Origin of the sequence: Myxococcus sp. CA023, assembly GCF_010998615.1 — a bacterium.
Classification (GTDB): domain Bacteria; phylum Myxococcota; class Myxococcia; order Myxococcales; family Myxococcaceae; genus Myxococcus.
Window position 1 is genome coordinate 1 of sequence record NZ_JAAEAH010000001.1, and the last position, 12,101, is coordinate 12,101.

Annotated in this window: 7 protein-coding genes; 4 read left to right on the forward strand and 3 right to left on the reverse strand. The window is 59.6% G+C overall.

Annotated features, from left to right (window positions below):
- Nucleotides 1-227 precede the first annotated feature (227 nt).
- Together F8M74_RS00005 and F8M74_RS00010 are read right to left on the reverse strand one after the other, a co-directional pair.
- Nucleotides 228-1,817 (reverse strand): DNA cytosine methyltransferase, encoded by a 1,590-nt coding sequence (locus tag F8M74_RS00005; protein ID WP_141252651.1) that lies wholly within the window; start codon nt 1,815-1,817, stop codon nt 228-230.
- Complete coding sequence (locus F8M74_RS00010; protein WP_141252645.1) at nt 1,814-2,362, reverse strand: very short patch repair endonuclease; 549 nt, start codon at nt 2,360-2,362, stop codon at nt 1,814-1,816. The genes F8M74_RS00005 and F8M74_RS00010 overlap by 4 nt, the downstream gene beginning before the upstream one ends.
- Nucleotides 2,363-2,772: 410 nt before the next feature.
- On the opposite strand from F8M74_RS00010, the gene F8M74_RS00015 reads away from it, so the two are divergent.
- From F8M74_RS00015 to F8M74_RS00030, 4 genes are read left to right on the forward strand one after another with little or no spacing between them, the layout of a single operon-like run.
- On the forward strand, nt 2,773-4,305 hold the full coding sequence (locus tag F8M74_RS00015; protein ID WP_141252644.1) for an ATP-binding protein: 1,533 nt from the start codon (nt 2,773-2,775) through the stop codon (nt 4,303-4,305).
- Between the two features lie 37 nt (nt 4,306-4,342).
- Nucleotides 4,343-7,198 carry a Z1 domain-containing protein gene (locus F8M74_RS00020; protein WP_141252643.1) on the forward strand — a complete coding sequence of 952 codons (2,856 nt, stop codon included), beginning with the start codon at nt 4,343-4,345 and terminating at the stop codon, nt 7,196-7,198.
- Entirely contained in the window at nt 7,195-8,199 is a 1,005-nt protein-coding gene (locus F8M74_RS00025) for a PD-(D/E)XK motif protein (protein ID WP_141252642.1), read from the forward strand. The genes F8M74_RS00020 and F8M74_RS00025 overlap by 4 nt, the downstream gene beginning before the upstream one ends.
- A gap of 2 nt (nt 8,200-8,201) precedes the next feature.
- Nucleotides 8,202-10,349, forward strand: coding sequence for an AIPR family protein (locus F8M74_RS00030; protein ID WP_141252641.1), 2,148 nt, complete (start codon nt 8,202-8,204; stop codon nt 10,347-10,349).
- Nucleotides 10,350-10,816: 467 nt separating this feature from the next.
- On the opposite strand, the gene F8M74_RS00035 is transcribed toward F8M74_RS00030, so the two are convergent.
- Nucleotides 10,817-11,977 carry a restriction endonuclease gene (locus tag F8M74_RS00035; protein ID WP_141252640.1) on the reverse strand — a complete coding sequence of 387 codons (1,161 nt, stop codon included), beginning with the start codon at nt 11,975-11,977 and terminating at the stop codon, nt 10,817-10,819.
- Between the last annotated feature and the right edge of the window lie 124 nt (nt 11,978-12,101).

Consider the following 12,101-nt stretch of genomic DNA (forward strand, 5'->3'; position numbering starts at 1 on the left):
GCCATTTCGGACCTCATGCGCCTGGCACGAAAGGAATTCCGTGCCCTACAGCATCGTCCCGACGTCCTCCGCTCCTTCTTCGAGCACGCTGGGCTCCATGTTTAGCGGACTCGTCGAGGCGGTTTAGGTGTCCAACAACGCCGCGCACGGTAGCGACGGTCGCGCTCCGGGCGATGCCAGTTCATAGGGGCGCGCTGGAGCCGCTCCTGCAGTTCTTTACGGCGTCATTACGCCACGCGGGTCTTGGCCTGTGTCTTTCGGGGATCCTCCGAGAGATTCGGCCGCGCTTTCGGGGTGATGCCCAGGCTACGGATTAGTTCGTCCGCGATGTGCCAGGCCAGGAGTGGTGGGACGCTGTTGCCGATCTGTCGGAAAGCGGGGTTCATGGTTCCGGCGAAGCGGAACCCATCGGGAAAGGACTGGAGGCGCGCAGCCTCACGCACCGAAATCACTCGCTGCTGATCTGAGTCGTAGTGGATGTGGCTGTAGGTATCCTTGCCCAGGTGAGCCATCAGCGTTCTGGCGGGCTCATCGGCGGCCATCTTGCGCCACTTGTTGGGGAACTTTCCGGGGTTGTACGGCGGAACGAATGCGGCTTTGAGCTCCTCGTACTCAAGTGAGCCCTCTGTGAGGCGAGCACCCGATCTCCGTCGCTTCTCCAATTCCTGTGCGAAGAACTGCGTGGCTCGCACATGTGCCTTCGGATAGTCCTCCCCGGACTCCATGGCTTCGAAGAGCCGGTAGTCGCGCTTGGTCAGACAGCGGGTGACGTGATCCCTGAGAAAACCGTCGGACTCGAATCCTGGCCACTCCCGCATCAGTCGTGCGAAGGCGCTGTGCGGGGCCGTGGTATGGGGCACATGACCGTTGAGGTGACGCGCGCCACGACGATCCCTGTTGTGGAGATGATCCGTCAATTCGGGCAAATCCGCGAGGGCCTCGGCGACTGTCACCGCGGGAGGTGCGTTCGCTGGGGCGGCAGGCGGCGCGACATACCAGGACCCTTTGTCCGAGGACTGCGCCAGGACGTTCTTGAGGGCTACATTGCGGCTGCTGGAATAGCCCCGTGGAAAATCCACCTTCCGCGTCGGCACGGGAAAGCTGGGGTCGCTCCTGGTCTCCTTGTGGACTGCGACGAGAAAGAACCGTTCGCGCATTTGCGGAACGTCGTAGCTCGCCGCATTCAGGAGTGTATATGCGCAGCGGTAGCCCATGGCCTTGAGCGACTCGCAGATTTCATCCCCGAGGTTGTGCCCACCCCAGTTGAGGATGTCGGGGACATTTTCCATGACGAGCGCCAGGGGCTTGAGCGCCTGGACATACTGCAGGTACTGCACATAGAGCGTTGCTCGGGGGTCCTGCTTGAAGGCCTCGGGATGCTGGAACACTTCCCGGAGCTTCGCCCGGCCGACGCGTGTGAAGGCGGGGCAGGGCGGACCGCCGACGATCACGTCGACCCCCTCATTTGGGGGACGCTTCAGCAGATGGTTCAGCGAGCTGGGCTTGAGCTGCAGGATGTCCTTGGACATCGCGTGCCAGGGAGCCGCTGATCGATCTTTCAGCGGGTGGAAGTTCAACGCGTGTGACCCGGCGGCATGCGCGTCGATCTCGACTCCTCCAACGCTGACGCAGCCCGCGCTGACGAAGCCGAGCGTGAGGCCCCCACACCCGGAAAAGAGGTCCAGCAGCCGCAGCGGCTCTCCTCTCCCGATCCTATCCAGCTTCGCCCTGATGCCTGGAGCCATGCCGTCCGGACTTATACCGTAGGGTCTCCGGCCATCCCACTTCTTGATCTGCTGCTTCGGCCCGGAGTTCATGGCCTCTTCCACTTCTTCGTGCTCCGTCGTCCGACCACGGTTCGAGTCTCGGTGGCGTCTCGAAGTTCCTCCATCCAGCGTTGCTCCATGTCGCCCTCGCCGACCTGTGGGATGACCTGGACGACCCTCCACGATGCGGATGGAGTCCATTCTCCGTCCTGGAGTGCTTGGCGGACCCACTCGACTACCTCCGCGAGGGACTCGAAGATCTGGTGCTCCCAGAAGCGGCAGACGCGCCAGCCACCTTCTTCGAGGAGGAGCGTTTGTCGGCGGTCCCGCTCGACGTTTTCTCGCAGCTTGGAGGACCAGAACTCGTCATGCGTTCGCGGGCGCACATAGTGCTCGGGGCACCCATGCCAGAAGCAGCCATCGATGAAGACAGCAACCTTGTGCCTGGGGAAGACCACATCGGGCCTTCCATGAGTAGTTCGCGTGTGCAGGCGGAAGCGCAGTCCGGCCCGCCAGAGCGCCGACCGGAGCAGACGCTCGGGAGAGGTGTCTCGGCCGCGGATCCGCGACATCTGTTCGGAACGGGAGAGGCCCATTGGTAGATCCTACCTAACAGGTTCTATGTGTCATTCCTACTGATGGGTGGCCCGGTATTCATGGGCGGTCAACCACCGCAGGAGCCCGTACCAGACCAAGCATGTCGGGCTGACTGTTCAGCTGCCGTGCCACGCGTGGGCGGATGACGCCACACTCTGTCTGTCTGCCCGGACTGCACCTTGGCCGCGCCTGCCACAGTCGACTCCTTGTCGCCAGAGGGTCTTAGGTAACCCTGGTGCCGTACCGGTGACGGCGCTCGGTTATCTGCTCGGTCTGCATTCCCGGAGCCGCTTCTTGGGAGTTCGGAAACTAGGATAATGTGGAACAGACCTGCCACCGGGGGGCTGGCTTCTATTGCTCGGGGCTAATACGCGCTCCGGGGGGGCATGCCGGGGAAGACGAGGGAGCGTTGCGCAAGGTTGGCGAAGTCGTGTCGGAGGCCGACTACGAGATTGCAGAGCCACGGGCGTCGTCCATGCTCGAGGCGCTTCGGGCAGTGGGCTATAGCGTGCAGACGGCGCTGGCGGACTTGATCGACAACAGCATCACGGCGGGAGCGCGCAACGTCTGGCTCACCTTCCACTGGGGTGGTGAGGACTCGCACATCACTCTGCGGGATGACGGCCGCGGGATGTCCGAGGCTGAGTTGGCGGATGCCATGCGCCCCGGCAATCGCAGTCCGCTGGACGAACGGGCGCCGAACGATCTCGGGCGGTTCGGTCTTGGCCTGAAGACGGCCTCCTTCTCTCAGGCACGCCGGCTCACGGTTGCTTCGCTCAAAGCCGGAGGCAGGTGGGCCATCCGGCGTTGGGACCTCGATTACGTGAGAGACAGCAGGGAGTGGCGCCTGCTCAAGACGGAGGCCCCAGGCTCTGCTTCCCGTCTCTCCACGCTGGACGGGCAGCGGCAGGGAACTCTCGTGCTGTGGGAGCAGATGGACCGCATCGTCGGGAAGGTGCGCAAAGACGATGCCCAGGCCCAGAGCCGCTTCCTAGCATTGGCGCGCACTGTAGGGCGGCACCTTGGAATGGTTTTTCACAGGTACCTCGAAGTAGAGGACGGTCGGCCGCCCTTGCGCATATATCTAAATGGCCGCGATGCCGACTCGCTGGTTCGCCCATGGGACCCCTTCCTCTCTTCTCATGTGGCCACGTACCAGTTTCCTGAAGAGGCACTGAAGCTCCGGAAGGAGCTGGTCCAGGTGACTGGCTACGTCCTGCCGCACAAGGACCGCATGAGAGAGGACGAGTATGAGGCTGCTGCCGGCCCGGGGGGCTGGAACACCCAACAGGGCTTCTATGTCTATCGGGAGCGCCGCCTGCTGGTCGCTGGAGGGTGGCTCAGTCTGGGGTATGCGACCGAGGAACACTACAGGCTCGCCAGGTTGAAGGTGGACATCTCCAACTCGACGGATGCCGAGTGGGAGATCGATGTCAAGAAGTCCCGAGCCCGGCCTCCAACGGAACTGGAAGAGCGCCTGAGGGAGCTTGCGGATGCGGTCCGCAAGCTGGCTCGGGAGGTGTTCGTCCACAGGGGAGCTCGAGTGCGGACATCAGGTGTTCGCGAAATCGATGATGCCTGGGAGTCGGTCACCACCCGTGGTCGGCTTGGCTATCGCGTTCGTAGGGAGCATCCGCTCGTGAAGTTCGTCATCGCGCGCCAGGGCAGTGATCAGAAGCCGCTCAAGGCACTCCTTCGTCTGCTGGAGGAGACGGTTCCCGTCCAGCGAATCTGGCTGGATGCGTCCGAGAAGCCCGAAGCCCACGCTGAAGCCTTCGAAAGCGAGCCGTCCGCCAGGGTCGCGGAGGTGCTTGGGGAACTCTTTAAGGCTCTGCGCGCAGATGGCGAAACGGAGGAGTCCGCTCGGGAGCGCATCCTCTCCATGCGTCCATTCGCTCAGTACGCGAAGGCCATCAACGAATTGGGCTCGAAGAAGCGCTGAGTCGCGCCAAGCAGCAGCTCATGAAAGGAGTGAGCAGATGAACAATGCCTACGATAGCGCCTGGAGCATTGCGCAGATTCTCCTCAGGGGCCAAGTGCAGCAAGGCCAGGTGCTGACCCGGGACATGATTGCAGCGAAGGTCGACCTTGCGCTGCAGATGGATCCGAACAGCAAGAGCCAAGTTGATCGCGAGCGCCTCGTCGCGGACCTGGAGTCCTCATTCACGGTGTGGATGGGCAACGCAGTGACCCTCGAGCACAACGAGGACCACATCGCATGGCTGAACAGCCGCAAGTCGGACATCGATTGGAAGTTCTGGAAGCGCTACCAGCGCCTCCTCCAGCAGAAGCGATGGGCTGCCGCGAGCCTCGAGAAGCTCGATGAACTGACCTATGAAACGCTCGGCAGGCTCGAAGACCCGAACCGCAAGGGGATGTGGAGCCGCCGGGGCTTGGTAGTAGGGCACGTTCAGTCGGGAAAGACAGCCAACTACACGGGGCTCATCTGTAAAGCGGCGGACGCTGGCTACAAGGTCATCATCGTCCTCGCGGGTATTCACAAGAGTCTGCGCAGCCAGACGCAGATTCGCTTGGACGAAGGCTTCCTCGGGTACGAGAGCAAGGACGAGTCCGTTGAAGGGGCAATCTCAAAGCATATCGGCGTCGGGTTGATCGATCCCAGTATTCGCGCGAACACCATCACGACTCGAGCTGACGACGGCGACTTCAAGATGAGTGTTCGACGAAACTTCCACATCGGGCCTGGAGGCATTCCGCTTCTCTTCGTTGTCAAGAAGAACGCGCGAGTGCTGGCGAACCTGAATTCGTGGGTCGAGCGCTTCGCGCAGAAGACGCTCACAGTCCGTGACGTTGAGAGGCGTGTCGTGCCCGATGTGCCTCTCCTGGTCATTGATGACGAGGCGGACAACGCATCCATCGACACCCGGGCCCAGGAGTTCAATGAAGAGGGGCGGCCGGACCCTGACCACGATCCAACCGCCATCAACAAGCAGATCCGGAAGTTGCTCCATCTCTTCGAGCGGAATGCCTACGTTGGCTACACGGCCACTCCGTTCGCCAACATTTTCATCCACGATGCTGGCCAGACCGACGAGCACGGTGCGGATCTGTTCCCTAGGAGCTTCATCACGAATCTCCCCGCACCTTCCGATTACGTCGGCCCAGTACGTGTCTTCGGGTTGGACCCGGACCCGATGCTGAACGCCGAGGAGAGGGAGCCACTCGGCCTTATACGGCACATCTCCGACCATGCCGACTCGCCCAACCCTGGAGAGCGAAATGGTTGGATACCCCCTGTTCACAAGAAGGAACACAAGCCCCGCATTAAGGGGAAGAGTGAGCTCCCACTGTCCCTGCGAACGGCGCTGCACTCTTTCGTGCTCGTGTGTGCAGCACGCCGCGCGCGTGGACAGCTCAACGAGCACAACTCGATGCTCGTGCACGTTACCCGGTTCACCGATGTGCAGAAGGAGGTCTTCGGCCAGGTGAAGCGTGCTCTTAAGGAAGTGCAGGACCACCTGGAGTTGGGGACGGCAGCGGGAGTTACAAGCCTTCACTCGGAGCTGCGTCGCCTCTGGGATGAGGACTTCGTTCCTACCACCCAATCCATCAATGATCTGTCGCTGCCAGTTCTTTCGTGGTCGAAGGTTTCGTTACACCTCAAGGCTGCTGTCGCTGGCATCAAGGTCAAGCAGATCAATGGCACGGCTGGAGACGTGCTCGATTACGAAGAGCACCGCGCAACGGGGTTGAGCGTCATTGCGGTAGGGGGGGACAAGCTCGCGCGCGGCCTGACCCTGGAAGGGCTCTCGGTAAGCTATTTCCTCCGCGCCTCGCGCATGTATGACACTCTCATGCAGATGGGCCGCTGGTTCGGCTACAGGCCCGGCTATCTTGATCTCTGCCGATTGTACATGACCGAGGAACTCGATGATTGGTTCCAGCACGTGACGATGGCCGGAGAAGAACTGCGTCAGGAGTTTGATCGGATGTCCGCCGTGGGTGGCTTTCCGGCCGACTATGGGCTCAAGGTTCGCTCACACTCAACGTTGCTGATTACTTCTCCAGTCAAGATGAGGAATGGGGTTGATCTTATGATCTCGTTCGATGGAGATATCATCGAAACGACCAACTTCGACCCCCGGCGGGAGGTGCTGGAACACAACTTGGCCAGCACGGTCAGGTTTCTTGAGAAGCTTGGCAGGCGTGCTCCAGGTTGGATTCAGTCTCGTCCGAGTGGGTCGGAGGAGTGGGAGACTTCCTACGTATGGCCAGAGGTGTCGGCTGAACAAGTCGCTGAGTTCTTGGCCACACTCCATGTGCCGCAAAGCTCTACAAAGGCTGTGGGGGTCTTGCTTTCCGAGTACATCAAGAAGCAGCTCTCCCAGAGTGAGTTGAGTCAGTGGACTGTGGTTCTGTTCGGCGGTGGCGAGGGAGTGAAGGAAAATATCGCTGGGTTGCCCATCGGGCTCACGAAGCGACAGGCCAAAAACAAAGACGCCACGAATGGCTTATACAAGATTCGTCGCTTGGTAAGCCCGAGAGATGAGGCTATAGATCTTGATGCTGCTGCGTATGCACGGGCGCTTGAGTTGACCAAGGATAATTTTCATCCTGACTCTGGTCGAACGAAACGGGACAAGATGCCGGAGGCGCCCAGCGGCCCATTCATCCGCCAAGTGCGTTCCAAGGACCGTGGTCTCCTCATTATTTATCCGTTGGATCCGGCGGCAGATACCAGCAAGGCGCTGCAGCTCACCAGTCCGACTCCAATCGGCTGGGCAGTCAGCTTTCCTGCATCTGACACCGCACTGAAGGTTCCATATCGTGTCAATAATGTTTATTGGGAACAACAATATGGGAGTGTGATGTGAAATCTGTCGAGGAGGCATGGAGGCTCATTGCCGAAGAGCCCAAGCTCCAGGCCGGGCTGGTTGCGCGACGCATCTACCCCGAATCTCGTCTCGAAATCTATGCTGGCCTCGACAGGCCATCTGACGTACCGCTCGTCTGCATCCATGTCAGGCCCGCTGCGCTTCGTATGGCTGGCGAGCGTCTCTCTTCGGCTGGCTTCGTGCTGCTGCGGGAGATTAACCCGCACCCCGGCCCGAATTCAGTCAGGCTTAGTCTCTGGCTCGCGGCCCCACCATATCGTGATGTCTTTGGAGTTCTTGCCCAGGATGTTGTCGACAGCGTTGCCAAGGCGGTGGACCAGCGCAACGCTGTCTCGACCTTCGTTGAGCGGCTCCGTCGGTGGCAGGAGTTTCTCGAACGGCATGGTCCAGAAGGTCTCGGGGCTCATGCCCAGCGCGGTCTGTATGGTGAACTCTGGTGCCTGCGTCATCAAGCCATTCGGCTCATCGGTGCAGGGTGCGCCATCCCTGCATGGACAGGGCCCGATCGGAGCAACCAGGACTTCCAGTTCGCGTCCTGCGCCGTCGAGGTGAAGACGACCGCGAGCAGCCCGCACCATCAGGTGGCGATCTCCAACATCCGGCAGCTCGACGAAACGCATGTGCCAGCCCTGCTCTTGCTACATGTGGCGCTCGAAATCCGACATGATTCCGGCGAGACGCTCGTAGGGATGGTGGAGTCGCTGCGGGATTTGCTACGCCCTTCCGGGCAGCCACTCTCCCTGTTCGAGGAGAAGCTCCGAAGCTGGGGCTACCTCGATGTTCACGCAGTTCGTTACGGGGAGTCCGCGTATGTGGTGCGGTCACATGACTTCTATCGCGTGATGGGCAGCTTCCCCCGGCTCACCGAAGCGGAGATACCCGACGGAGTCGGAGACGTTCGGTACTCCGTCGCGCTGTCGGCATGCTCTGCCTACCGGCTGTCACCGGATGCAGCGGCAGCACTCATCGTTGGGAAGTGACAATGTCATTGAGCCCGGAGCTTCTTGCGTTTGCCAGTAAGTTCCACGTTGAAATCGTTTCCCTTGCCCGAGGAGAGATGTCGGGTCACGCGAGTGTATCGCAGGCGGCGGAGTTCAAGGAGAACGCCTTCACCGAGCGGGTGGTGGACATCATCGCGGAAGCCGGTGCCATTGCTGGTGGGCATACCTGCTACTTCCGCAAGGAACTCGGGAACCGCCATCTCAAGGCGAACGGTTACAACGTGGGGGACGACGAGGAGCATCTCGACATCATCATCAGTATCTACAGAGATACTCCCGTTCCGCCGACTCTGCGCATGACAGAGGTCTATCAGGCTATCCAGCGTGCCTTGAATTTCGTCAGTGCGGCCGCGGCTGACCTCTCGAGCAAGATGGAACAGGCCCACCCTGCCTACGACATGGCGGAGCGGGTCAGGGAGGTCTTCTCTAAAGGCAGTGTGCAGCGTGTGAACGTGATCGTGCTCACGGATTGTGTGGTGCGTGAGCACCAACTGCAGAAGCCGCTGAAGATTAGCAATCAATCCCGGATCGATGTTCGTGCGGATATCTGGGACATCGAGCGTCTGTATCGGAGCATGAGTTCGGGGCACGTCCGCGAGACGATCGATATCGACTTTGGCGAATTCGAGCGCACCATCCCCTGTCTGCCGGTTCCAATCTCCGAAGGCGAATACGGAGCCTACCTCGCCGTGGTTCCGGGGGAGGTTCTCTACAAGCTGTACGACGAATACGGTGAGCGGCTCCTCGAACTCAACGTTCGCTCCTTCCTCCAGGCTCGTGGCAAGATCAACCGCGGCATTCGTGACACGCTGCTCAAGGAGCCTCAGCTCTTCTTCGCCTACAACAACGGTATCACAGCGGTGGCGGAGGACGTGAAGACGAAGTTGCTCCCGGACGGGACGACGGCTCTTGTTTGGATCAGGGGGTTGCAGATCGTCAACGGTGGCCAGACGACGGCCTCCATCCATCGTGCTGGAAAGAAGGACCAGGCGGAACTCTCTCGGGTCTTCGTACAGATGAAGCTCTCACAGGTGCGCTCGGTGCATCTTGAGACACTCGTTCCGCGCATCTCCCTGTATGCGAACAGCCAGAACAAGGTAAACGAGGCCGATTTCTCCGCGAACGATTTGTTCCATCAGAAGTTGGAGAGCCTCTCGCGTACGATTTGGGCACCAGGCGAGCAGAGCCGCTGGTTCTACGAGCGCGCGCGCGGTCAATACCAGGTAGCCCGCGGGAAGGCCTCTACACCCGCCAAGCAGCGACAATTCGACAGCATCCATCCGGCATCACAGATGTTCACGAAGACGGATCTTGCGGTCTTTGAGCACAGTTGGGGTCAACGGCCCGACCTGGTCAGCAAGGGATCCCAGAAAAACTTCGTGGAGTTCATTCTCTTGTTCAAAGCGCAGCAGCCCGATTTCATCCCGGACGAGCAGTACTTCACCCAGCTCGTAGCTAAGGCAATCATCTTCCGTAAGGTCCAGGCGCTTGCACGTGAAGCCAGGATTGGCGCGTACAGAGCGAACATCGTTACTTACTCGGTGGCGTATCTTGCATCACGAGTCGGTGCGCGCTTGGACCTTGCCGAAATCTGGCGAGCGCAGAAGCTGACGCCTCAGCTGGAGGCGGCGCTTCGTGGGCTGCTGATGCCCATTGAAGAAGCCATCAAGCGAACAGCTGAGGGGCGGAACGTTACGGAGTGGTGCAAGAAGGCGGAGTGCTGGCACGCTATCAAGGCCATGAATTTTCCCGTCCCGGCCAATGTGGCGGGCGCGTTGTCTGCTGTGCGTGCCGGTCGGAAGGGGGCCGTGAAGGAGGTGCAGGAGAACCTCCGGAAGGCAGCGTTACCCAAGCTTGCGGAAGCCGTGAATATCGCCCTGATCAGCTTTGCCCGAGCGGGACAGAAGGGAGATGCGGCTTCGATTGCGGACGCAATCACGAAGACACTCGCACCAGGGGGGCTTGAGGTTATCAACAACGTTCCATCCGGAGGAGTTCTCTGGGTTGTGGGTGGTATGGAACTTTCATCGATTATGAGGGAGGTGCGTGAGCATGGGCTTCGCGCCGAGTTTCGCGAAGGTGGAGGCAGGGCAACCGAGCACCGCCCTGCGTGGTACATTACCTGCTGAGAACGGATGCTACGGGTTCTGGGGTACTGAATCGGGGACAGCTGGATAACTCTGGACTCCGTCGCCACCTTCATCATGACTCGTCGCAATGCGTGTGCTTGCCGAGCGCTGCGATCACGCGACTACATGTCCAGGGGGCTCGGCAGGTACTCACGATAATCGGGGACCTGATGCTCCAGGAATTAGGACCCGTGCTGACCTTCGAGGGGGCTACCAATAGCGAACGTATCAAGACCTACGTTCGCGAGGAGATGCTCCTCGTCCTCAAGTCGCACGACGTCGTTGTCTTGGACAACCTCAGCGTCCACCACCGGCCCCCGCGGTCGAGACGCTCATTCGCAGCCGCGAGGCTCTCGTAGGTCTTTGGGCCACTGCTGGTTGGGATTCAATACCACTCGTGCTGGTTTCCGCCCACTGAGAGAGTCGTTGAACAAATCAGGAATCCTTTTGGAATCTATCCTTCACTCTCAAGGGAATTGGGTTTTCAACCAGGTCAGCACTTGATCGCGGGTGCTAAACCCGTTGCGCCTCAATACTTCCACAATGTCGCGCCCAGCCATGATGATAATGGGGTGTCCATCATCCATGATCTCCTGGTATGCCTGATTATGAACATAGGACGTTGTCGCCAATATGCCGAACTGGCGATGTCGCAATCGTGAGATGATCCGCGAAATTTCACGAACGCCAACGGAGTTGTTTTCAGCGTAACACTTGGCTTCGAGAGCGAAATCTACCAGGATAGAGGATTGCCCCTCGCCAATCTGGTACTTTCCAACGGCATCACGACCGCCATCACGAGATGGGCGTGTCAAGTCAATGCTAGGGACTCGACCAAGAGTCATTCGTGCTAGTTCTGCGGCACAAGCCTCAAAGGCAACGGGATTGGTAGAGAAGTAATTTCGAATATCGGCGAGAATCTGGAGGTCGCTTTTAGAGTTTGGAAGTTGTTCTGTTTTTGAGCGGGTCTGACGGGAGCGCTCTGCGCGCAGCGGGGTGTGCTTTCCTGTGTTGACCCACTGTTGCCAATGCTTTGGTGCAGCCGCATAGATGTCACCACCATGCCGGATAACGTTCAACCACTCGCGAGTGAGATGTGGTACATCAAGGATGGTGAACTTAGCGCGATAGTTTTGGAATCGTTGGCCATTCGCTATTTTCCATACTGCCACTAAATCCTCATTTTGAGAAAGTCCATCTGCGCCTGGAACCGCTAGACCTCTAAAGGTAAGATCTCGAAACGTTGCGGTTCTGGTAAACACAAGGATCGGCGGGACGCCATGTCGTGCTCCGGTGTGAGCCGCATTGAATATTTTGCGAAGGAATTCATTGCCCCAGCGTGGCGTTTCATGTAGCTCTCGCCCAGGTCGTTTATTGTCGCCAAAATAGGTGAAAATGCCGAGTGTCTGATCTAGCTCGTCAGGCCAGTCTGGATCTGATCCGGTGGAAGTTATGACGATTAGTCGCGGCTGGGCAATGGTTCCAAGATGTCGGAACCCACCCTGGTTGCTGACGCCAAGCAGGGCGGGAAGCGGGTCATCCCCGGCGTTTCCTCGTCGGCCGCCTTCGTAATGGGCGTCAACGAATAGTCCAGTTGTAGAAAATTCGCCACGACTGATTGCTTTCATGTCAACGCATCTCGCAGGAAATGGAAGCCGTGCGCTGAGTGCAATGGCATTCGGCATCTTGCCTGCGCCATTCCAGCCGCTGGACGGCTCCCGGGGGGGGCTTGTGGTGCAAGTGGTCGAAGGT